The organism is Streptomyces sp. JLBJ103, from assembly GCF_058215575.1.
On record NZ_CM177089.1, the window covers coordinates 2453489 to 2474927 of the forward strand.

Annotated in this window: 20 protein-coding genes; 10 read left to right on the plus strand and 10 right to left on the minus strand. The window is 66.9% G+C overall.

The window, feature by feature from the left end; all coding sequences use genetic code 11:
• Positions 1 to 148: 148 nt before the first annotated feature.
• Together AC4BEG_RS10515 and AC4BEG_RS10520 are read left to right on the plus strand one after the other, a co-directional pair.
• On the plus strand, positions 149 to 730 hold the full coding sequence (locus AC4BEG_RS10515) for a hypothetical protein (RefSeq protein ID WP_490705619.1): 582 nt from the start codon (positions 149 to 151) through the stop codon (positions 728 to 730).
• A gap of 317 nt (positions 731 to 1047) precedes the next feature.
• A complete protein-coding gene (locus tag AC4BEG_RS10520; RefSeq protein ID WP_490705620.1) occupies positions 1048 to 3201 on the plus strand; it encodes a GmrSD restriction endonuclease domain-containing protein in 2154 nt (717 codons plus the stop codon).
• Positions 3202 to 3335: 134 nt separating this feature from the next.
• On the opposite strand, the gene AC4BEG_RS10525 is transcribed toward AC4BEG_RS10520, so the two are convergent.
• Positions 3336 to 3530: a DUF397 domain-containing protein gene (locus AC4BEG_RS10525; protein ID WP_490705621.1), complete on the minus strand. Its 195-nt coding sequence runs from the start codon at positions 3528 to 3530 to the stop codon at positions 3336 to 3338.
• Complete coding sequence (locus AC4BEG_RS10530; protein WP_490705622.1) at positions 3527 to 4318, minus strand: helix-turn-helix domain-containing protein; 792 nt, start codon at positions 4316 to 4318, stop codon at positions 3527 to 3529. Before AC4BEG_RS10530 ends, AC4BEG_RS10525 begins: the two co-directional genes overlap by 4 nt.
• A 226-nt stretch (positions 4319 to 4544) precedes the next feature.
• Between AC4BEG_RS10530 and AC4BEG_RS10535 the strand changes: the two genes are divergently transcribed.
• Positions 4545 to 5018: an ATP-binding protein gene (locus AC4BEG_RS10535; protein WP_490705623.1), complete on the plus strand. Its 474-nt coding sequence runs from the start codon at positions 4545 to 4547 to the stop codon at positions 5016 to 5018.
• A 39-nt stretch (positions 5019 to 5057) separates the two neighbouring features.
• Here the strand turns inward: AC4BEG_RS10535 and AC4BEG_RS10540 are convergent, their stop codons facing one another.
• From AC4BEG_RS10540 to AC4BEG_RS10560, 5 genes are all read right to left on the minus strand, one after another.
• Complete coding sequence (locus AC4BEG_RS10540) at positions 5058 to 7034, minus strand: ATP-binding protein (protein ID WP_490705624.1); 1977 nt, start codon at positions 7032 to 7034, stop codon at positions 5058 to 5060.
• Positions 7035 to 7479: 445 nt separating this feature from the next.
• Positions 7480 to 8115 (minus strand): DUF6879 family protein, encoded by a 636-nt coding sequence (locus AC4BEG_RS10545; protein WP_490705625.1) that lies wholly within the window; start codon positions 8113 to 8115, stop codon positions 7480 to 7482.
• On the minus strand, positions 8108 to 8377 hold the full coding sequence (locus AC4BEG_RS10550; RefSeq protein WP_490705626.1) for a hypothetical protein: 270 nt from the start codon (positions 8375 to 8377) through the stop codon (positions 8108 to 8110). The genes AC4BEG_RS10545 and AC4BEG_RS10550 overlap by 8 nt, the downstream gene beginning before the upstream one ends.
• Positions 8378 to 8751: 374 nt before the next feature.
• Positions 8752 to 10428: an SWIM zinc finger family protein gene (locus AC4BEG_RS10555; protein WP_490705627.1), complete on the minus strand. Its 1677-nt coding sequence runs from the start codon at positions 10426 to 10428 to the stop codon at positions 8752 to 8754.
• Positions 10429 to 10504: 76 nt separating this feature from the next.
• The gene (locus tag AC4BEG_RS10560; protein WP_490707050.1) at positions 10505 to 11938 is read right to left on the minus strand and encodes an ATP-binding protein; all 1434 of its coding nucleotides are present in this window, start codon (positions 11936 to 11938) and stop codon (positions 10505 to 10507) included.
• A gap of 537 nt (positions 11939 to 12475) precedes the next feature.
• Between AC4BEG_RS10560 and AC4BEG_RS10565 the strand changes: the two genes are divergently transcribed.
• The 4 genes from AC4BEG_RS10565 (at position 12476) to AC4BEG_RS10580 (ending at position 16268) form a co-directional block, all read left to right on the plus strand.
• On the plus strand, positions 12476 to 13021 hold the full coding sequence (locus AC4BEG_RS10565) for a P-loop nucleotide/nucleoside kinase family protein (RefSeq protein WP_490705628.1): 546 nt from the start codon (positions 12476 to 12478) through the stop codon (positions 13019 to 13021).
• A gap of 71 nt (positions 13022 to 13092) precedes the next feature.
• Positions 13093 to 13341 carry a hypothetical protein gene (locus AC4BEG_RS10570; RefSeq protein ID WP_490705629.1) on the plus strand — a complete coding sequence of 83 codons (249 nt, stop codon included), beginning with the start codon at positions 13093 to 13095 and terminating at the stop codon, positions 13339 to 13341.
• 405 nt (positions 13342 to 13746) lie between these two features.
• A complete protein-coding gene (locus AC4BEG_RS10575; RefSeq protein WP_490707051.1) occupies positions 13747 to 15165 on the plus strand; it encodes an APC family permease in 1419 nt (472 codons plus the stop codon).
• Positions 15166 to 15308: 143 nt separating this feature from the next.
• The gene (locus AC4BEG_RS10580; RefSeq protein WP_490705630.1) at positions 15309 to 16268 is read left to right on the plus strand and encodes a hypothetical protein; all 960 of its coding nucleotides are present in this window, start codon (positions 15309 to 15311) and stop codon (positions 16266 to 16268) included.
• Positions 16269 to 16482: 214 nt separating this feature from the next.
• Here AC4BEG_RS10580 and AC4BEG_RS10585 read toward each other — a convergent pair whose 3' ends face one another.
• Positions 16483 to 16857 (minus strand): hypothetical protein, encoded by a 375-nt coding sequence (locus tag AC4BEG_RS10585; RefSeq protein WP_490705631.1) that lies wholly within the window; start codon positions 16855 to 16857, stop codon positions 16483 to 16485.
• A gap of 189 nt (positions 16858 to 17046) precedes the next feature.
• On the opposite strand from AC4BEG_RS10585, the gene AC4BEG_RS10590 reads away from it, so the two are divergent.
• The 3 genes from AC4BEG_RS10590 (at position 17047) to AC4BEG_RS10600 (ending at position 20468) form a co-directional block, all read left to right on the plus strand.
• Positions 17047 to 17502 (plus strand): hypothetical protein, encoded by a 456-nt coding sequence (locus tag AC4BEG_RS10590; protein ID WP_490705632.1) that lies wholly within the window; start codon positions 17047 to 17049, stop codon positions 17500 to 17502.
• A 15-nt stretch (positions 17503 to 17517) separates the two neighbouring features.
• Entirely contained in the window at positions 17518 to 19815 is a 2298-nt protein-coding gene (locus tag AC4BEG_RS10595) for a hypothetical protein (protein ID WP_490705633.1), read from the plus strand.
• Positions 19816 to 20114: 299 nt separating this feature from the next.
• Entirely contained in the window at positions 20115 to 20468 is a 354-nt protein-coding gene (locus AC4BEG_RS10600; protein ID WP_490705634.1) for a hypothetical protein, read from the plus strand.
• Positions 20469 to 20490: 22 nt separating this feature from the next.
• Here the strand turns inward: AC4BEG_RS10600 and AC4BEG_RS10605 are convergent, their stop codons facing one another.
• Together AC4BEG_RS10605 and AC4BEG_RS10610 are read right to left on the minus strand one after the other, a co-directional pair.
• The gene (locus tag AC4BEG_RS10605; RefSeq protein WP_490705635.1) at positions 20491 to 20955 is read right to left on the minus strand and encodes a hypothetical protein; all 465 of its coding nucleotides are present in this window, start codon (positions 20953 to 20955) and stop codon (positions 20491 to 20493) included.
• 69 nt (positions 20956 to 21024) lie between these two features.
• On the minus strand, positions 21025 to 21420 hold the full coding sequence (locus tag AC4BEG_RS10610) for a DUF427 domain-containing protein (protein WP_490705636.1): 396 nt from the start codon (positions 21418 to 21420) through the stop codon (positions 21025 to 21027).
• Positions 21421 to 21439: the final 19 nt, after the last annotated feature.

Below are 21439 nucleotides of genomic sequence, written 5' to 3' on the forward strand. Positions count from 1 at the left end.
GCAACTGACTTGCTTGTCCCCCGCTCTCGTCGGAATCCTTGACCTCACGATTCGGCGAGACGGGGAGACGAGCTCCATGCCAGCGGCAGCACATCCGCAGACCCGAGAGTTCCGGGCATTTCTGACCAACCTTGAATATGCCCGAAAGATGGTTGTCGCGGGTCAGAGCCTCGCTGCCTTCCAGTCCCCCGTCATCGACATCGGCGATTTCTACCGTGCCGCCTGGGTGCAGGCCGTCAGCGCCATTGACCACTGGTTCCATGAGGAACTGTACCGACGGGTGGCGGAACTGGCCGCCGAGGACAGCCCCGGAATGCCGCACCAACTGACCAGGTTCGAGCTGCCGTTGGTCAAGGTCGAAGAGGTGCGGCGCGGTACGACCACCCTCGCTGACGCCGTCTCGGAGCACGTCAAGGCCAAGTGGGGCAACGCGGCACTCCAGAACCCGCGCAAGATCAGCGAGGCGTTGAAGCTGGTCACCGAAGAGGACGTCTGGGGCAAGGCCGCCGTCCAACTCAACCAGTGGAACCACAACCGCACGGCGTACAACGCACAGTCCCTCAAGCAGCAGTACATCTCCATCACCGACCGGCGCAACCGCATCGCCCACGACGCGGACCTGCTGGACGGCGACCTCAAGCGCCGACGCGCGATCTCCGACGCCGAAGTCACGGACGCGATCGACTGGATCGAGCGGATCGCTCTCGCCATCGCGACGGTGCTGGGCTGACCCGCTGGCAGAGTAGGTGCAGGGCCACGGACCCTACGGGTCGAAGCCAAGCCCACGCTTCGTGGTCGCGCCGCGAGGGCCCACGAACACGGTTCAAGCTCCCGCGCATGAACGGCATCAGCTGCTGCGGCGGCCTCCAAGCACTCGGGCAAGTCAGTTTGGGATGAGCTCTACCTCGGTGCAGTGTCCCTCCGATCAGACCACCGGGTACGTCACCAGATGTGGCCGGAACTCACCGTTGTCACACCACTACACAAAGCAACATGTGTCGGATAAATTCCCCGCAGGGCGGATGTAGGCAACAAGAGGGTGGGGACATGCAGGAGAATCTCATCCAGGGCAAAGCGGTAACAGTCGAGGAGGTCTTCACCGGCCGCCGCTACCAGCTGGACAGCTACCAGCGCGGCTACACCTGGGGGCGTGGCGATGTGCGCCGGCTGGTGGAGGATCTACGTCGGAAATTCTTGAAGAGCTGGCGCATGGAGGACGACCGCGATGCGGTTGCCGAGTACGCGCCATACTTCCTGGGGCCATACGTTTACCACGAGGCCGCGGCAGTCACCTATCTCGTCGATGGGCAGCAGCGCATTACCACGCTGCACCTTCTGCTCCTCTACCTGAAGGAGCTGCTCCGGGCCCAGGACCTAGAAGAAGATGCCGAGCGCATCGGTGCCCTGTCGAGGACCCGAAGGTTCGGCCGTTCCGTCTATACGCTCGACATCCCTGAGCGCGAGTCGTTCCTTTCGGCCGTCTTTCAGGACTCCGGTTACACAGTCCCAGCAGAGGCGCCGGGAGATCTGCGACGGCTATGGGAGGCCGCTCAGGTATTCCAGGAGGAATTCCCTGAGGACCTGACCGGAGATGCACTCCCCTACTTCGTGGACTGGCTGCTGGACGGCGTCTGCATGGTGGGCATTCGGGCAGCCACCCAGGAGCAAGGCATGGAGATCTATGAGTCGATGAACGACCGTGGTGTTCGCCTTGGCCCCATCGACTTGCTCAAAAGTTACCTGCTATCGAATATCACGGGTGAGACCACTGGGTGCGACAACACCTGGCGGTCGATGGTCAACGCCCTGGCCTCCGTCGACCCCAACACCCCGAGTGACTTCGTCAAGACCTTCCTCATCGCACGTTTTGCCAAGATCGACGAGGACGGGACTTCGCAGGACGTCGAAGAGATCAACGGCCTTTACCACACCTGGGTGAAGGACAACGAGACTCAGCTCGGGCTCAAGGGTTCCCAGGACTTCCGCAAGCTCGTCACGGAACTCCGTGTCTTCTCCGACTACTACTGCACACTCGCCGCAGCGGCTAGGTCCTACAAAGAAGACCTCGCCTCCGTCTTCTTCAACACTTTCAACGGCATGACCTCGCAGGCCGCACCAATCCTCGCGGCCATCGACCCGGGTGACGACACAAGCACGTTCAAGGAGAAATCGCGCCTGATCGCCGACTACCTGGATCTCGTCTTCGTTCGTCGGCTGGTCAACGACGCGCAGTACGCAGGCTCTCAACTCGACCGCGAAGCGGTGCGGCTCGTCGGCCAGTTCCGAGGGAAGTCCGACGTGGCGAAGCTGCGGCGGCTTCTTTCCACGGAAGTTGCACAGGTCAACCTGGACTTCGCCAGCATGGGAACCTTCGGGCTTCGCTCCAATAACAGCCGACAGGTCCGCTACCTTCTTGCCCGGCTCACCGCCTTCGTACAGATCGGATGCGGCCAGCCTGATGAGAACGGAACCTACCTCGACGAGCACCGCCCGTTCGAGATTGAGCACATCTGGGCCAACCAATTCGAGCGCTTTCAGCCGCAGACCCGTACCCGCGCCGAATTCGATTCACAGCGCAACCGGCTGGGCGCCCTTCTGTTGTTGCACAAGTCCGACAACGCCAGTTACCAGGACCTTCCGTACTCACGGAAAGTTGAGTACTACCAACGACAGAGCCACCTGGCGGCCTCCTTGCACGTCAGGCACCGCGAACGCAACCCCCGGTTCGGAGCCTTCATCAAGGAACACAAACTGGATGGACTTTTCCGTCCCTACTCAGATTTCACAAAGAAGGACATCGCCACCCGTCAGCAGCTCTACCAACGGTTGTGCGAGATCGTTTGGAGTGACAGCCTCTTTGGCACGCCTGATGTCGTTGTACGGCCGGTCGACCGCACCAGGGCTCGAACGCGGGCGCGATATGACGTCGCAGTGCAGGATCTCGTGGCGAAGGGGCTCATTCCCGCATCGACCAAGCTCGTGGGGCAGCGGCGGGGTGAGACCTTTCACGCTGATGTGCTAGAAGACGGCCGTATCCGTGTCGCCTCCGGTGAGGTCTTCGGCTCGCTCTCGGCAGCCGGAAGCTTCGTCCTACAGACGAAAGCTTGCCCCGGCTGGAATTTCTGGCACGCCAAAATCGGCACGGAGGAGAAGCAGTTACTCCGCATTCGCAAGGAGGCCCTGGAACAGGGCCTGATCTGAACAGAGCACCTTGGTCCACGTGACTCCAAGCCCGCAGAAACATAGCGGCAAGCGGCGTCCGATTCGCCGCTTGCCGCCATGTTTCTGCGGACGCACGGGGGATACGAGCCGTTTGACCGTATCCCCCTCGTGTGTCAGGATCGCGTCGCGAATTGCACGAACGCCGCCCAGCTCTGCGCCGCGAAAACGAGTTGAGCCCCCACCGGCTCCTTGGAGTCCCGCACGTGAACGGCGTCGGGAGTCCTGGCGACCTCCACACATGCGCCACCCTCGTTACCGCTGTAGCTGCTCTTGAACCAAGCCAGTCGCGCGGAATCCTCAGTGCTCATCGTGATGTCTGCATCCTCTCGATCAGTTCCAGGGACTCACGTGGCGTGAGCGCCTGGGCCCTGATGGTGCCGTAACGTGCGGCCAGGATACGGACTTCTTCGGCAGACGTCGCCAGTCGCGCATGGTTCTGGGTCTCCATATATCCAACCTGCTGTTTTCCCTTGGGGGTCAGCAGGATGAAGGGCCCTCCCATCCCGGCGTGCTCGGTGCGCTCCATCGGCATGACCTGAAGTTCGACGTTGCGCAGCCGCCCCAGCCGAAGCAACTGTTCCAGCTGCTCCTTGTGTACCTCCCAGCCACCGAGCGGCCTCCGCAGCACAGCCTCCTCCACCACCGCGGTCACCATGGGAGGCGGCCAGCGAGTCAGGATCGTCTGCCGGTCAATACGGGAGGCCACTCGCTGCTCGATCGTCTCCTCGTCCAGTAGCGGCTTTCGCATCTCGTATAGGGCCCATGCTCGTCGTTCGGTCTGGAAGAGGCCCGGGATGTCATGGCTGCTGTAATCATGAACCTCAACAGCCTCCCCCTCCAATCGCGCATAGTCTCTGAACCATGCCGGATGCCGAACCCGTGCCTTCGCCTTCGCCTGGGCGATGTCCTCCTTCGTGACGCTCAACAAGCCATCCGCACCGAGGAGGTCATCCGCGGCATCCAGGAACTCCGGTTGCGGCGTCCGGCGCCCGCGCTCCAGCGACGCGATCAGATCCTCGCTGTAGCCGAGCCGGTTGCCGAGCTCCTTCTGAGTCCAACCCGAGCGCTCCCGGAGCAGTTTGACCTGCTTGCCCACGGCCCGATTGAGATCCGCCGCGCTTTCCGTGTCTTCGTGCGGTTCGGGCCGCCGTTCCCCGTCCGGGCCGAAAGCCGTATCCCTCACCAGAGTCACCACCCCATGTCGTACGCCCGTACGGTCACGCCCGCCGCCCCTGACGATCGGCCGTCCGTGCCGGTACCAGCACGCTGTGTACTGGCCGTCTTCCTGGTCAGCGTAGGAGCGTCCGGCCACGCTCAGTGACATGACGCAGGAACTTCACCCTCCCCACTTCATCCAAGAGTCCCGTCGATTCAGCCAGCGCCTCAGCGCCACCCGGCGCGGTGCACGCCTCGCCCGCCGCCTCACCGTTCAACAACTCGCCGACTGGGGCTGGGACCACGATGACGAATCGGTGCATGCCGCCGCCCTGCTCGTCGCCGAACTTGCCGCCAACGCCGTGCAGCACGGTCGCCTACCCGGGCGGGACTTCCTCCTGGCTCTCTTCCTGACGCAGTCCATGACCGGGCCTGTCACCTTGCGCATCGAGGTCGCCGACTGCCGGGGCGAGCGGCTTCCCGGCCCGGCCCCCGCGGCGCCCCCGGGCGTCTGGGAGGAACACGGACGAGGTCTGCTCATCGTGGAGTCACTGGCAACACGGTGGGGCGTTGAGCCCCGTCACCCGTCGGGCAAGACCGTGTGGGCCGAGATCCAGCTCAGCGTCGATTCCCCGTCCTGAACCGTACCGGCGTCTCCCATGCCCGAGTCAGCCCCTGACTCAGCCTGTTTCTGCCAGCCGACGTTCGATGTCCTCACGTACCGCCGCTGCGCGAGGATCGTCGAAGTGGGCAAGCAACCTCAGCGCCTGTGTCCAGTGCCGGTGGGCCTCCTCCGGGCTTTCGCCGAGTACGGCCGAGGCCAAGCCATCCAGGGCCAGGGCCTGGTGCCACTCATCGCCGAGATCGCGGTGCGTCGAGGCAGCCTGGCGGTGGAAGTCGGCCGCCTCGGCATGACGCCCAAGTCGGCGGTACACCTCGCCAACGCCCTGCCAGGCCAGCGCCTCTCGGCTGCGGTCGGCGAGGCGTCGGTGGAGTGTGGCGGACCGCTGGTAGGAGGTCAGGGCCTCGGCGTACTGGCCCTTCGCCTGCTGGGCGTCGCCGAGAGTCAGCAGCCAGAAGCCTTCCAGGCGCAGGTTACGGAGGTTGAGGGCGATATCGAGGGCGGCCTGGGCCGAGTCCAGGGATGCCTCGACATCGCCCCGCTCGCGTTGGAGGTCGCTCAGCACGCGCAGGATGTTGCCCTCGCCACGCTGATCGCCGAGGGTCCGGTGCGCTGTCAGGGCTTGGTCGATGACGGTCGCCGCCTCCGGAAGCCGCCCGGCTCGGTAGTGGGTGGTAGCGAGGTTGGACATCGCCGTGGCGGCCCAGTGGGCGGCGTCCTGCTCCTGAAAGGCGGAGATGGCCTGCTCGAAGTAGCGGGCAGCGGTGTCGAGTCGTCTGCCGCGGAGATGGTTCAGCCCGATCAGGTTGAGTGAGCGTGCTTCGCCAAGGCGGTCGCCCAGGTCGCGCCGGATCATCAGCGCGTTCTCGTGGGATTCGAGGCTTTCGGTCTGGCGGTTGAGGCGGGTGTAGGCCATTCCGAGGTAGGTGTGGAGTGCGCCTTGTGCGGCGCGTTCCCCCAACCGTTCGGCTGCCTCCAGCCCGATGCGTCCCACGGCCGGCCAGCTTGTGCCTGAGACGGAAGGGAACTGCGCGTTCCACAGGACTGTGGCCAACTGCCACGCCAGTCGGTCATGCCCGGCCTCGGCGGCCATACGTATGGCCTGGAGGAGGCTGTCGTGCTCCCGCTCGGCCCAGTCCACGGCGGCGTCGTACTCGGAGAACGTCAGCGGGCTGACGTCATTCGGAGCAGGCGCGAGGGTCACGCGATCCTCGGCGGGGTTGATCCAACTCTGCGCGGCATCGGCGGTGTGCAGGTACCACTCCAGCACGCGGCGCACAGCTGCCTCCCGCTCGGCCGGCGGCTCTTCGTGCTGGGCTTGGTCGATGGCGTAGGCACGCAGAAGGTCATGAAACCGGTAACGGTCCTGGGCGGTCTGCTCCAGCAGATGAGCACCGACCAGAGAGTCCAGCAGCTGCCGGGACCGACTGACGCTGGCCGACCCTGCCAGGGCCGCGGCGGCCCGCAGCCCGAACTCGGGTCCGGGGTGTAGGCCCAGCAGGCGGAACAAACGGGCCGCTTGCTCGGGCAGGGCGCGATAGGACCACGCGAAGACGGTGCGGACGGCTTCGGCTTCCTCGTCGTCGCCCGTGCTCAGGGCGTCCCAGAGGGCCGATTCGTCGCGCAGGTCGGCGATCAGGTCGTCCAGCCGTAGGTGGGGGTGACTGGCGGCGCGTTCCGCGGCTATACGCAGTGCAAGGGGAAGCCGCGCGCATAGCCGGGCCAGTTCGGCGAGTTGCCGCTCGTCGTCCACCGGCCGGTACCCAGCGGTGATGGCCCGCAGCAAGGCGACCGCTTCCGGCTCCGGCAGCACACCAAGCGTGAGTCGGCGGGCCCCGTCACGGACGGCAAGACCCGACAGGCGGCTGCGGCTGGTGACCAGCACCAGACTGTGCGCGCTCCCCGGTAGCAACGGCCTGACCTGGCCGACGGTGGCCGCGTTGTCCAAGACGACCAGTACCCGGCGATCGGCCAGCAATGAGCGGTACAACGCGGCGGCGGCATCGAGGTCTTGCGGTACGGCATCGGTCGGCACACCGAGAGAGGTCAGAAAGCGGTGCAGAGCCTCACGTGCCGCGACAGGCTCCCCGGGATCGTAGCCGCGCAGATTGGCGTACAGCTGACCATCCGGGAATCGTTCCCGGACCTGGTGTGCCCAGCGCAGTGCCAGCGATGTCTTTCCAGCGCCGGCGGTGCCGGCTATCACGTATACCGAGACGACGAGCGGACCGCCGTCCTCGCTGGTGAGAACGGCGTTCAGCTCGCCAAGCTCATCGGTGCGGTTGACGAATCCGCGTACGTCAGCCGGTAACTGGCGTGGAACGGGGCTGGCGGAGCTCCCCGGGTCCGGTGTGCCCTGCGCGTGGAAGTGGATGCCTCCGTGGACATTTCTCGCCTGGACGACGTCACGTGAGGATCCCGACAGCTCGGAATGGGTGCTGCCGGACTGCTCGCCCCCTCCGCCTGGCGCTGCGATCGGCCTACTCCCTTCCCGCGCTCAGCGTCGGCGGATCAAGGTGCGCCACCTCACGGTCGAAGTAGGAGATCACCTCTTCACCCACCGCGTAGAGCGCCTTGATGTAGTTCTCCCAGCGCTCGACAAGATCACGGTCGGTGTAGCGGATCGCGCCGTTCGCAACTCCTGCTTCGGTGTACAGGACTTGGAAGAGAGTGCGGCCGCCCAGCACAACCACTTCCGGAAGCGGCCCGGTGTCCTCCGAGGCGGCCACCTGCGCGGCAGGGACGACCCTGATCCGCTGCCCGTGCTCCGCACGCTGCCGCTGGGAGTGGAGTTCCCACTGCACATACGGCGTCAGTGGCCTCTCGACCACCCGCACACGGTGAAAGGCATATCCTCTGCGCTCGTCCTCCTGGGCGGTCGCGGCCAAGGTGTCGCGCCGGTCGGCGAGGAGCCGAAGCGCCTCATCCCAGTCACCCCGGCGCAGGGCGTCCCGGCTCGGACTGCCCTGCTCCTCGAAGTACTGTCGGCGCTCCAGCTTCCAGGAACTCCCGTTACGGACCGCGTCCTCCCGTTGCCGGAAGTCCTGCTTATAGGCGGTGCGGGTGAGCCGATCGCCCTGCTCGAGAACGAGATCGGGGGCGAGGAGATCAAGCATCGGGGATGTCCTTCTTGGCCGCGCTGAGCATGTTCCCTGGGATGACGACCAACCGCTCATCCGGAGCGAGGTGCACGCCCTGCGGCAGGCGAGGGCCGTAGACAGCTGTCAGATCCCTGCCGATCACAGCCACATCACCGTTGTCGAGCTGCCAGATGTCCGGACACTCGTCATTGCCGTCGGAGTTCCCGAGCTCTTCGGCCGACTTCCCCAGCCGTCGCTCGAATAACGCGGACGGGTCAGCCTCCCAGGCACGGACCATGTCTGCCTCCGGTCGAGGTGGTCGAGCACGCTGTGGCTACCCACTGTATCCAGGACCACACCCATAGGTGAGGGGGTCGTCCCACGGCCGAGCCGCCGGGTAGTGGAACGGAAGCCGTCAGGGGCGGCTCCCCGTGCGGTCGGAGCGCCGGTCGGCTACGTGCGCGCTCGAGTCACCGGTACCGGGAAGGCCGTCTGGATCACCAGCTCACCGCCCATCAATGGTTCGGTTTGTCCCCATTTGCTGCGTCCCCCGCCTGGCACTCGAACGTGCGGCAGTGCCTCACCACAGCAAGCGGTCCGCGCCTTGCGGTGGCTGCCCACCACCGCTTCCGGCCCAGGTCGTACGCGCGGCTTTCGAGGGCCGGCCGCGCTTCACAGGCCGTGCTGGTCGAGGAGTCGCATCAGGTTGCGTTTGCGCTTCTGGCCGGCGCGCAGGGCGGTGAGGTATGTGGTGAACTCTTCCCGGGTGTCCAGGCGATGGTGGCAGTCTCGGATGCTCAGCAGCAGGCTGGCCAGCTGCTCGTAGATCGCGTTGCCCGTCTCCTTCGTGAGGGGTTCGGCCAGGCGGTGGTAGACGCCGAGCGCGTCGGCGGGGCGGATGGGGCGGACCTGGTCGGCGAGGGTGAGCCACTGTTGGTCGTCGGCGCCGATGTCGGTGGCGGCCTGCCAGGCGGCGTCGAGGTCCTTGTCATCGAGCAGGGCGTCGATCAAGACTGGGCCGCCGTACCAAGACGGTGGGCGCTGCTCCGCGTCGGCACGCAGTAGGGCCAGCGCCCCCTCACGCTCGGCCTGCCAGCAGTCCGCGGCCCGTGCGGCGGCGCGCAGTTGCTGGTACGCGAGCAGGGTGCGGCGGGCGCGGAAGTGGTCGCGGCGCACGGCAACAGCATCGGGGAGCCGGTCCGCCTGGGTGTAGCGGTCGCAGAGGTAGTCGACAAGGGCAGTGTCGACGGCAGCGAGGTCCCGGGCGTCCTGGATGCCGCGTTCCGCCCAGCGCAGGGCCTCGTCCGGGCGCCGGGCGGTGTCCAGCTCGCGGGCGATGACCAGGTGCGTGTGGCCGCTCGGCGAGAGGTCGGCCGCATACACGGCGATCACCGCGTCGACGTCGCCTGCCGCCTTGGCCAGACGCTCCATCAGGTACTTCTCCGCCCAGCCACGGCGGTTGCCCCGCCACGCCTCGACCGCCAGCTTCCGCAGGACGGTCAATCCGTCTTCGCCGAGGATTTCCTCGTAGTCGAGCGGATCGATGTCTGTGAATCCGTCGTCCACGTCGCGGAGCGCATGGCCGACCAGCCAGCGCGCGAGTTCCTCGGGGTCGGGGCGTGCCGCACGGCACGCTTCGAGGTGGGTGTCGGCGAGGTCTGTACCGACCTGCCCGAGCCAGCCGTCGGAGTCGTCGACGTTCTCCACCGCGGCGGCGAGCAGCTTCATCGCCTCTCGCGTCAGGGTGATCGCGTCGTCGGCCCGGCCCGAACCGGTGAGCGCGCCGATCGCGGACACCGCCTGCCCGGCCTGGTCGGCGTATGCGCGGGCATCGGCGTACGCGACGTACCCGTACTGCGCGAATGGTGAGATGTCCAGCAGATCGCGGATGCGGGCGCGGACCGCGGCGAGGTCCCCGCGAGCGCTCGCGGCCCGAAGCTCCAGGCGGCGGCGCAACTGCCGGTCCTCGGCGATCTGCTCACGTACGAGGATGAGCAATGCGTCCTTGGACAGGCCGGACAGCCAGCCGTCAAGGTGCTGCGCGCGGTCCCGGGCCGCCTTCCGCTGTCGCGGCAGGCTCTCCCGCTGGGCGAGCGCAGTCAGGCCGAGGGCGACCAGATGCTTGCAGAAGTTGCCCTCCATGCCGTACGGGCAGTCACAGTCGCCGGACAGACCACCGGGCCCGTCCAGCGTCAACGCCACTTCGTACCGCTCCGTGCCGTGGACCCTCGCGGTGACCCAGCCGTCACCGACCTCGATCCCGGACACCGCGTCCAGATACCCCCGTCCCCGTTCGAAGGAGCGTGGACCGGCCAACGCCCGCAGAGCCGACTCACTGAACCCTTCCATTGACCTTCCTCCGCGCTCGTGCCGTCTGCTGACCCCGGCAGCCGCCCTCCAGGACACTTGCCCGCCTCTCCCCCGGTTACTGCCAAGCGCGGACCATGTCTTCCGGGCCCCAGTGCGCCGCGAGCGGCAGGTCGTCCTCGATGCCGCAGCGGGAGACGGCGACGAGCGGGGTGTCCGGTTCGGCTCCGGGCACCGCGAGCATGTCCCGGGCCAGGGTGTCGTACTCGCGTCGACCGAATGGCTGGGACTCCAGCCACTTGATGGAGCCGATGAAGTGCACCGCGTCCGCGACCGGTTCGCGGTCGGCGCCGATCAGGTCGATCTCGGGGTTGTTCTGACGGTTCCACCAGCCGCCGACCGCTTCCGTGTGGGGCCATCGGTCATCGGGGAGCAGGCGTAGCAGCGACTCGCGGATGACCGGCTCGACCGCGCGCCCTCGCCAGGTGGTCCAGGACCGCTCGATGCGTTCCAGGGCGAGGTCCCCGCGGCCACGTTCGATGAGGGGGATTCCCCGTTGCAGGAAGGCCAGCCAGAAGCGGAGGTAGGGGTCGGCAATGCGGTAGCGCTTGTTCTTGCTGTCGGCCTTGATGGACAGCGGGAGGTCGGTGGCCAGGATGCGCTTGGTCTGGAGGGTGTGCAGCAGCGGGGACAGCGTTCCGGAGGGCAGCGCGCCGGCGCCGCCGGCCTGCGCGGCGATGGTGGAGAAGGTCCTTTCGCCGCTGCCGACCGCCTCCAGCACCGCCCGGGAGTGCGAGGCTTCGGGGAACTCCCCCAGCAGCGACAACTCACCCGCCACCAGCAGCGGGGACAGCGGGCTGGCCACGGCCTCGCGTAGGAAGTCCGTACGCCCCATCCCAGGCCGCCACGACTGGACGATCTCGGGGAAGCCCCCGGTGATCAGTAGGGCGTCCACGGCGTCCGCCGCGTCCAGGCCCGTCATCGCCTGCACATCGGCCAGGTGCAGCGGCCGTACGGTCATCTTCGCGGCCCGGCCGAAGAACGGACGGCCGTAGGACTGCAGCACCTCCATCACTGACATATCGCTGCCCACCAGGATCAGCAGGACCGGTTTGGCAGACAGGTGGCGGTCCCAGACCGTCTGCAGCGCCCCTTCGAATTCCTGGTCCTGCTCCACCAGCCACGGCACTTCGTCGATCACCGCGATACTCGGGGCATCGTCCGGGACGGCGACGGCCAGGGAACGCAGCGCCTGGTTCCAGTCCGCGGCGTGCAGTCCGGCCACCAGTTCCGCCCCGGGCAGCGGGGACTGCGCGAGCGCCGCGGAGAAGTCCGCCCGCTCAGCGACGGCGTTACGACCCCGGGTCGCCTGGAAGACCACGTACGGAACCCCGGACCGGTCACAGAACTCCTGGACCAGACGAGACTTCCCCACCCGCCGCCGCCCCGTCATGATCACAGCCTGGCCCCGGGTGGCTCCCGCACCCTCGGTCACGAGACCCAGTTGCCTGGTCAGCAGGTCGAGATCAGCAACCCTGCCCTTGAACTCCATCCCTGCTCCGTCTCTCGGCATCAAACATAGTTTCGATCTTACGTAGATTGAATCTTACTTAGACACTAGCTACCTTCCTTGGGTAACGCGGGCGACACGTCTTCGGAAGGCTCCGGAACCTCGCAGCGTCGACCAGGCGATCAGGGAGCGAGCGTCCGTCACGGCCTGGCCGGGCAGGGCCCTGCCTTTGAAATCGGTGGAATGTCGGGGCTCGGCAGGGGCCGCGAGGGGAGAGCCCTGTACGCAGCGGTCGGAGCGCCGGTCGGTTACGTGCGCGCCCGAGTCACCGGCACCGGGAAGGCCGTCTGGATCACCAGCTCACCGCCCACAAATGGGTCGGTTTGTCCCCATTTACTGTGTCCTTCGCCGGGGGCACCTTGCCTTGCAGTAGGTGCTAGCAGACCCCGCCATCAGTCCAGCGGCTGACGGCGGGGTCTTCGCGTTGGTGGGGCCGGATGCCAGTGATCACGTAACGACCAGTCGTGGAGCCGAGCGCGGCCCTGGGTCCCCTCCTCGTGGTGCGACTAGGCTCGCCAGGTGATCATCTGGCTGAACGGCACCTTCGGCGCGGGAAAGACGACCACATCCCGCGAGTTGATCGAACTCCTCCCCGAGGCGAGGATCTTCGACGCCGAACAGGTCGGCTACATGCTCCGACACGTGGAGAACCTCCCGCAGCTGGGGAACTTCCAGCACTGGCCACCGTGGCGCCACTTGGTCGTGGAGACGGCTTCCCAGCTCCTGGACTACGTCGGCGGGATCCTGGTCGTCCCTCAGTCGATCCTCATTGAGGAGTACTGGAGAGAGATCCGCGACGCCCTCGAAAAGATCGGGATCCCGGTCCACCACTTCGTACTCCATGCCGATCACGACACCCTCACTGAGCGGATCGAGACGGACAGCGAAACGAATAATCAGTTCCCCGGGGCTCGCCAGTGGCGGCTTGACCACCTAGCCGCCTACCGGGAAGCCCTGCCCTGGCTCAGCCGGGAAGGCAACGTCATCGACACCACACAGGGCGACCCCGCTCACGTTGCCCGACTGATCACGGAGACCTCCTCCGTCGACGGCCGACGCCACTGAGACGCCACTAATGTGAGTTGCCGTCACGGCAGTTCATGAGCCGTGAGCTGCCGCCGAGGGGGACAAAGCCAGTGGACGCATGGGGCCGGGGCCTGCCCACAGAGAGCGGTGCCTCCCTCGGCGGCCAGCCCGCGACGGCCCACGGCGGTACCGCCGGCGGTACGACCGAGGCGCAGACCCGTTGGTTCACCTCGTACGCGCGGAGCGGTGAGGGCGACGACAAGCGGGTGGCGGTCGCGGTGGTCGTGGAGGACGGCCAAGGCGGGGACGGCCAGGCGGCCTGGATCGCCAAGCGGATCATGCAGGCGGCCATCGGCTGACCGGTGGGCACGGCGAGTCCCTCGCGGGCCGGTGGTGACGCTCTGTCCACCACTCCCCTCCCACGTTCTCCCGTAAATTGGACATACCCCTCAGTAACTTCCTTCTATGTATACAACACTGCGAAAAGTCATGCGTGTTGATAACATTCGGCCGCCCAGGGTTCGGATTCAGCCACTTCTGATCCCTCGACCCCGGTGAGCTCCGTGGCACCACCGTGTCCTGTCGCTCGAAGTTGGTCCTTTCCCCTTCGCGAGGCCGCAAGGCCGAATTCGCCCCGAAAGTCCACACTCATGAGCTTTCAGTCCGCAGCCACCCCCTCCGACAGCAGTCCCGCCCCCGGCAACCGTCCCGTCCCCGACAACCGTCTCGCCTCGGACGTCCTCGGCCGGTTCGACACCCTGGTCATGGCGGTCGCCGGTACCGCGCCCGCCTACTCCCTCGCCGCGACCACCACCGCCCTCATCGCCACCGCCGGATCCGCCGGCCCCGCCGCGCTGTTGTGGTGTGCGATACCCATGCTGGGGATCGCGTTCGCCTTCAGCTACCTGGGGCGGGTGGATGTGAACGCCGGGGCCAGCTACTCGTGGGTGGGCCGGGCGCTCCATCCCGCGCTGGGGTTTCTCAGCGGGTGGGCGCTGGTGGTGTCGGCCACCGTGTTCATGGTGGCCGGATCGCTGCCCGCCGGAACCGCCACCCTCTCGTTGTTCGTCCCGGACCACGCCGACAGCACAGCGCTGGCCACGGCCGTCGGGGCGGGCTGGTTCCTGCTGATGGCGGGGCTGGTGGTGATGGGGGCGAGGATCACCGCGCACGCACAGTGGATCATGACAGGCATCGAGTTGGCGATCCTGCTGTTCGTCGGCGTCGTCGCGCTCGTCCGCGGGGGCGCGGGGCGGGCCTTCGACTGGTCGTGGCTTGGGCTCGGGCACTTCGACGGCGCCCAGGGCTTCGCCGCCGCCGCACTGCTGGCGGCGTTCTACTTCTGGGGCTGGGATGTCACCGCCAACCTCAGCGAGGAGACCCGTAACAGCCGACGCACCTCGGGTCTGGGCGGGCTGCTCGGTGTGGTCACGGCGTTCCTGATCTTCGAGATGATCACGATCGCGGTCAACACCGTGCTGACCGCCCGCCAGATCGACCACGGGGACACCCAGATCCTGACCCTGCTGGGCGATGCCGTACTGCCCGGCTGGGGCGGCAAGGCCATGATCCTGGCGGTGATCCTCTCCACCGTCGCCACCCTGGAGACCACGCTCATCCAGGTGACCCGGTCGTTGTTCGCCATGGGCCGCGACAACACCCTGCCGGCGGCGCTCGGCCGTTCGCATCCGACCCGCCGGACACCCTGGGTGGCCACCGCGACCGTCGTGGTGGTCGCGCTCGCGCTGTTCATCGGCTCCAACGCGCTCGGCTCCGTCGGCACGATCATGTCGTCGGCGCTGGAGGCGATGGGCCTCCAGATCTGTCTCTACTACGCCCTCGCGGGCTTCTCCGTGGTCGTCGCCTACCGCAAGCTGCTGCTGCGGTCCTTCGGCACCTTCTTCTTCGTCGGGGTGTGGCCGCTGGCGGGCGCCGCCTTCATGGGCTGGGTGTTCTGGAAGTCCATCCCCGCCCTGGACACCACCACACTGGCCGTGGGACTGGGCGCGCTGGGGCTCGGTCTGCTGCCGATGGCGTACTACTGGATGTCCGGGACGCCCTTCTACCGGCGCGCGCCGCGGCTGGACGCCCGGGTGGCGCAGGAGATGGACGACAAGTTCAGCACGGGTCTGGAGACCGCGCACACAGGCCCTCGTGGCGGGGGCATGCTCACGGACCTCTGAGGGCGACGGCTTTCCCGTCGGCACTCCCGTCGGATTTCCCGGCGGATTTCCCGGCGGCTCTCCCGTCGGCCCTCCCGGCGGGCGAACCACCCGCACGCCCGATCCCGACCGCGCCGACCCCGAGTCGTCCCGAAGGAACCACCGTGGCCCGCAAACGCGCCCCTCTCCCGCCCAGCTTCGATCCGGCCGCGCACGACACGGTCCTGTCCACGGCACGCCAGGACCTCCTGATCGGCCGCTGGCAGTCCACCCGCGATCTGCTGCGCGACAGTTACGGCGCCTGGGGGCTGCGGACGTTCCGGGCGCGGGTGCTGGCGGAGACGGCGTGCGACGGACGGGCCGTGGAGAGCTGGCAGTCGGCCGAACCCGACAACCCCGACGCGCTGGTGATGCGCGCCGAGACCGAGGTGGCCCGGGCGTTCGCGGCGGCTGCCGCTGCCGGGGCCGCGGATCCGCGCGAGGACAGCATCGACCGCACGGCCCTGGAGCGGGTGCGCCAGGTGTGCTGGTACGCGGCCGAGGCCGCACCCGCCGATCCGCTCCCCTGGATCTCCCTGCTCACCCTCGCCCGGCTGTACGGCGACGGACACCCGGAGGTATGGCGGTGGTGGCGGGAGGTCCTGCACCGCGACCCGGGCAACCGCGAGGCGCACCACCAGGCATTGCGCCATCTGTCCGCCCGTTGGCACGGATCGCACGGCCACATGTACAACTTCGCCCGCGACAGCGCCGCCACCGCTCCCCCGGGCTCACCGCTGCCGGTACTGACCCAGGCCGCCCGGGTGGAGCACTTCCGCCATATCGTCCGGCTCCAGGGGCAGGACGCACCCGGGCTCACCTTCCACTGGAACAACGACGTGGCCCATCACGATCTGCGCTTCACCCTCCAGCAGTGGCTGGCCCACGTACGGCCCCCCGCGCACGCCCCGCTGGTCGCCGACCTGAACCTGCTGGCGCACGCTCTCGTCCACACGACGATGTACGACGAGGCCGCCCAGGTCTTCCGCCTCCTCGACAACCGCGCCGCGATGGCCCCGTGGCTCTACACCGGCGATCCCACGGCCCAGTTCGTCCGCTGGCGGGACCAGCTCGCGGGGCGGTGAAGCCCGCTCTTCCTCGGCGGGCGGCCTCCTCGTACCCTGGCCGCCGTCCCCGCCGCCGCTCGGTCAGTGCGGGGCGCAGATCAGCGGGCAGGGCGCTCGGGTTCGTTGGGTGTCCGGCGAGCAGACGCGGCCGGGCGTTTGCGGCACTCGACCAGAAACTCGTGCATGCCCTGCCGACTGCTCCGGGTCGGGGGCGACACCGCCGGACCCGAACTCAGGGTTCCGGGGGCCAGTCGACCATGGCGTTGAAGACGACGTACAGGACGATCACGGCGGAGGGCACCAGCAGGGCGAGGACGGTGCGGTGGAAGCGGTGGTTCCGACGCCAGGGGACGATCCAGCTGGCCACGAGCAGCGCCAGTGGGAGCAGCATTCCCCAGAAGTACACCTTGGCGGCCGGGACCACGCTCGCGTTGCAGCGGCTGATCTCGGCGCTGGATCCGATGTCGCACGCCATCCCGGCGAACCCCACGCCGATGGAGAGCCCGAACGCCAGTGGAAGCGTGACGAGCAGGGAGAGCAGGGGTGCGATCCAGGCTCTTCGGTCATAGGCGTCCGGTGCCGGGGTGGGGGCTGTGCTGTCGGCCATGCGCCCAGCTCACCTCGGCAAGGGGTGCCGCCGCATGAGTCCTCCTACTCAGTCTCCCTGGTGTCAAGGACCGGGTGCGTGTGCGTAGCGCTTTTCGGTGACACACCGACCTTCATGCATCCGTACTCACTGTCAACTCCCCTAAGCTGTACGTCACTTCATGTTCATGACGCACCTTGGGGAGAGAGCGTGTCATTCGATGGGGAATGGAGTGGGCTGCGCGCCGAGGCGGCATCCCGGATGCGGGTCAACAGCGCGGGGAAAGGATCACCTGGTGCGGATTCGGGCGATCTGGTGGTGCACCAGGATGATCTGGGGCGGGTCGGCCATGAGGCGTTCTTACTCCACGCCCGCCTGAAGGAGGCGGGCGATATGACCCGTGGGGCGTCGGACGACGGCGCGACGGCCAAGGCCGCGAGTGCGCTCGGCGCGCACCACTTCAGCATGGGTGATGCCCTCACCACGATGGCCACGATGTGGAACGACCAGCTGAAGACGCTGCTCCAGGCGTGCGCTCATATCTCCAACGGTCTCGACTACACGAAGAAGTCGCAATCCCATACGGACAAGGAGATCGGCGCTTCCATGACGCATCGGAACGGAAGCGCCATGTCGGTTTCCGAGATCTCCCGCTACTACCGGTAGAGGGGGCGGACGGCCATGGCCCGATTATGTTTTGACGACCTCTATCACGTCTCCTTCAAGAGTCTCGGCACGGCGGCCGACGACTGGAAGGAGATGGTGGACCAACTGGACACACTGGCCACGGATGCCAAGGACGGCATGGTCAAGCAGTCCGAAGCGGCGCGCTGGGCGGGTCTGACGGCCGATGTCACGCGGCCGTTCGTCCGCAAGACCGGGAAGGAATTCCGGGACGCGCACACCGAGGCGAAAGCCATCTGGAGCATGCTTCGGGACGCGCATACGGACTTGGTGAAGATCCAGTCGGCCCTGAAGACAGCCGTGGACGTCGAGGCCAAGAAGTGGCACATCCGGGTGACCGGACTGGACGACGGTACGGTCTCGTGCGTGGTTGTGGGACAGCGAGGGGACACCAACCAGGAGACGCCGAAACAGGCCGATGCGCGGGAGGCCCTGGAGAGCAAGATCAACGCTCTCCTCGCGCAGGCGGATGAGATCGACAATTCCGTGACCCGTGCACTGAAGAAGATCCACGGTGGCGACAGCCACAACTTCGGCCACACGAAATACGACTCGCTGGATGACGCGCAGGCGGAGCGGGCCGTTGAGCTGGCCAGGCAGGCCCTCAAACCCGGCCAGGCATGGGAGGACCAGCTCAGCAAGACAGAGTTGGCCGAGCTCAAGCAGCTGCTCGCGGGTAACTACAAGGACCGTGAGTTCGCCGTCGACTTCTACCGGTCACTGGGCCCCAGGGACGCCTTGAGCTTCCAGGAACAGATCGCGCTCGGCGCCCCGGCAGATGGCGACAAGGCAAGATTCAAGCTGGCCCACAGCATTCAGGTCAGTATGGGCGAGGCATTGGCGACGGCGACCCGACACCCGAGCGGAAGGGACGACCCCAACACCGCCTTTCGCGAGGACAAGGACTATCTCGGGAAGTCATGGGTGAGCGAGTTGAAGAGGGTGGGAAAGGAGTACCTGCCGTCCGACCCGTGGGGACGGGTCGATGGTGTCCGTGGCTATCAGGTCCTCTCCACCCTGCTGCGCCACGGGAAGTACGACAAGGACTTCCTCGTTCCCATTGCGCAGGACATGGTCACCTTCGATCGCAAGAACCCGAACGAGTGGGGGTGGACCGAAAGGCCCGGCGGGGAGCAGGACTACCGTCTCAATCTCGACAAGAAGGGTGGGCTGGGGTGGGACCCGATTCCGGGACTCCTCGAAGGGCTGGGCCACAGCCCGGAGGCGTCGACGGAGTTCTTCCACGGGTCCACGGGGGGAGGGAAGGACGACGGGCTCGAGAAGCTCCGCAATCTGGACTACTTCCTCGGTGACAAGGAGGGGAAGAACCACCGTTGGTGGGTCGCGGATGAGGCCACGGACATCTTCGGCGGGGGCGCCAAGGGTGCGGACTACGGCAAGGAAGCGCTGGGCCATGCGCTGGAGTCCGCGACGTCCGGGCGACCGTACGACAGCGCCGGCCCTGCGAAGGATCACACCCTGGAGCAGGCCGAGTTGTTCAGCACGGTGGCGAAGAAGGTGGCGGCGAACCCCGACCTCTTCAAGGGGGACGGGGAGCTCGCGCCGATCGCGGGGAGTCTGGGCAATATGTCGGCGGAGTACATGCACGATATTCAGCGGGTTTATGCGGGTGGGGATGAGAGCGGCTACTTCAAGGACACCGGGGTAGCTGCCGATTTCTCGAGTGACGACGGCAAGCACGTATTGGACCAGTTCCTCAAGACAGCAGCAGCGGACTCGGAGGCGTACTCCACCATCACCCACGCCCAGCAGGCTGTGACGACCGAAGCGATCCGCGAGGCCATCGCGCACCGTGGAGAGGACGAGAGCCTTGGGGATCTCGCCTCGACCGCGGCGCAGCCCGGGGGGAGCATCGCGGGTGTGACCGCCGATGGGCGAGCTGACGCGATCGCAACTGCCGATGACAGCGTCGAGAAGATCGAGGAGTACAACGAGAAGCTGGCGGACAGGGACAAGTGGGTCGGCCGCTTCGTCGATCTCGGCACAAGCTACGTCCCCGTGGCGGGTGATGTCCTCGGTTGGGCAACTGAGGACGCGCGGGAGGCCACCCTCGAGCACCTGGTGAAAGACCCTGAAGCAGCAGCTCAGCAGATCGAGGAGAACCGGGACAAGTACCTGGACACCGAACGCGAGCGAACGGCACAGGCAACGAAGCAAGCGTTCTACAGCGCTGCCGCGAGTGCCGGTCTTGACCCCACGGACAAGGGCGTAAGGCACGCCGCCGACGCGGTCTATCACTCGACGCGTACCGCCAACTCAGTGGAACACGATTAGGGAAGAGGCGGCTCTCTCAGATGTCGTTCCGATTGTCGACCCGACAGGGCAAAGGGATAGCCGCCCTACTGGCTCTGCTCGTCGCAGCGGGAACAGCGTGGTGGTTCATATACGACTCTCAGTCGGACAATGCCCTCACGGTGCCCGAGCGGATCTGCGACCATCGAGTCTCCGGAAATAATGCAGACCGACTACTTCCCGAGCAGGGGGCGGAGTTCCGCGAGGACACCACTCAGTTCAGCATCAGGAGCTCTTACGGTAGTTGCCAATTTAAAGCTGGCGACGAGAAGGTGCTCATCATGTATCTGTACGGTTCGGGCAAGTATCCGCCCGAGCACTTCCGCGGGAAGACGCATCGCGCCTCGTTAGGTGACGCGACCGGGTATCTGACGCGCGAAGGCGGGTTCTCTCTCTACGTGCCGTGTACGTCTCCGCCGCGAGAGGACAAGGGCGGTATCACCATCGAGACCAGCGCCTCGACCGTGCGGAACGCCATCGGCTCAGGTGCCCAACTCAGCAAGTCGACCAAGGGACTCCACGACCTTTCCACGTTCACCGCGCAGGTGATACATGACCTCGCCGCGGACTGGTACAAGTGCCCCGGCGCCGACCGGCTTCCCAACGGCCCCGTCACCATCCACTGGGACAAGTAGCGCTACACGCGCCACACCCGCCTCACCGCCCCCGCGGGCACGGCAACTCCGGGGCGGTGTGGTTTGGGGAGCAGGTGACCAGGGCCAGGGAGAGGAAGGACGAACGGCCCAGGTAGAAGCCGAACGAGACGTCCCCGCCGTGGGCCAGGCGCTCCGCGGCCGTGGTGACCAGGCGGGCCAGCCGGGCGGTGTCGGCTTCCTGCTGGGAGAGGAAGCCGGGGGCGTGTTCGGTGAGTTCGCGGCCCAGCCAGGCCGCCGCGTCCTTCGGTTCCTCGAAGGTCGCGCGGATCGCGCGGGGTGACTTGAGCAGCCAGTGGGCCGTTTCCATCGGGGGCAGCTCGGAGCGCCGGAAGGTCTCGACGAGCGACCGGTAGTACTCCTCGTCCTCCGCCGTGACGGGCGGCCGGGGGCGGTCCGGCAGGCGGCGGCGCGCCTCCCTGTCGAACAGTTCCTTCTCGCCCAGCCACAAGTACGCGTGGAAGTGCACGCGACAGCCGTTCCCGCCGCCCGGCTCGTGGAAGGCCCCTGTTGGGGTGACAACGGCCGACGGCCGTCGTCACTCCTCCACGGTGATCTCCGCGACCGTGTCGTAGAACGACAGATGGTTCTTGATCTCCGCCACCGCGTCGATCGGCTGCGGATACGCCCAGACCACATCCGGTCGCAGTTCGCCTCCGCTCTTCGCGCCGATGAACGTCCAGTACGCCGCCTCGCCCTTGAAGGGGCAGGTGGTCGTGGTGTCGGTCGGCTCGAAGAGGGTCAGGTCCACATCTTCCGGTGGCAGGTAGTAGCGCACCGGCAGACCCGTCTCATGAACCAGCAGCGGGCGGTTGGACTCGGCGACGACCTGGCCGTCGATCGTGACCTTGACGCGCTGCGAGCCGCGGACCACATCCACGCGGTGCCCGCCGCTGCCACTGCCGGTCGTGGGGTGGGGTGCGTGGGTCGACATGACCACGTCCTCCTCGGGA

What these genes read in the sequence shown, in the direction of transcription:
- AC4BEG_RS10560 (WP_490707050.1), bottom strand. Translation starts at nt 11,938, where the DNA reads ATGGAGTTCAAGGGCAGGGTTGCTGATCTCGACCTGCTGACCAGGCAA.
- AC4BEG_RS10515 (WP_490705619.1), top strand. Translation starts at nt 149, where the DNA reads ATGGTTGTCGCGGGTCAGAGCCTCGCTGCCTTCCAGTCCCCCGTCATC.
- AC4BEG_RS10610 (WP_490705636.1), bottom strand. Translation starts at nt 21,420, where the DNA reads ATGTCGACCCACGCACCCCACCCCACGACCGGCAGTGGCAGCGGCGGG.
- AC4BEG_RS10555 (WP_490705627.1), bottom strand. Translation starts at nt 10,428, where the DNA reads ATGGAAGGGTTCAGTGAGTCGGCTCTGCGGGCGTTGGCCGGTCCACGC.
- AC4BEG_RS10535 (WP_490705623.1), top strand. Translation starts at nt 4,545, where the DNA reads ATGACGCAGGAACTTCACCCTCCCCACTTCATCCAAGAGTCCCGTCGA.
- AC4BEG_RS10575 (WP_490707051.1), top strand. Translation starts at nt 13,747, where the DNA reads ATGGCGGTCGCCGGTACCGCGCCCGCCTACTCCCTCGCCGCGACCACC.
- AC4BEG_RS10585 (WP_490705631.1), bottom strand. Translation starts at nt 16,857, where the DNA reads ATGGCCGACAGCACAGCCCCCACCCCGGCACCGGACGCCTATGACCGA.
- AC4BEG_RS10545 (WP_490705625.1), bottom strand. Translation starts at nt 8,115, where the DNA reads ATGCTTGATCTCCTCGCCCCCGATCTCGTTCTCGAGCAGGGCGATCGG.
- AC4BEG_RS10550 (WP_490705626.1), bottom strand. Translation starts at nt 8,377, where the DNA reads ATGGTCCGTGCCTGGGAGGCTGACCCGTCCGCGTTATTCGAGCGACGG.
- AC4BEG_RS10595 (WP_490705633.1), top strand. Translation starts at nt 17,518, where the DNA reads ATGGCCCGATTATGTTTTGACGACCTCTATCACGTCTCCTTCAAGAGT.
- AC4BEG_RS10600 (WP_490705634.1), top strand. Translation starts at nt 20,115, where the DNA reads ATGTATCTGTACGGTTCGGGCAAGTATCCGCCCGAGCACTTCCGCGGG.
- AC4BEG_RS10525 (WP_490705621.1), bottom strand. Translation starts at nt 3,530, where the DNA reads ATGAGCACTGAGGATTCCGCGCGACTGGCTTGGTTCAAGAGCAGCTAC.
- AC4BEG_RS10520 (WP_490705620.1), top strand. Translation starts at nt 1,048, where the DNA reads ATGCAGGAGAATCTCATCCAGGGCAAAGCGGTAACAGTCGAGGAGGTC.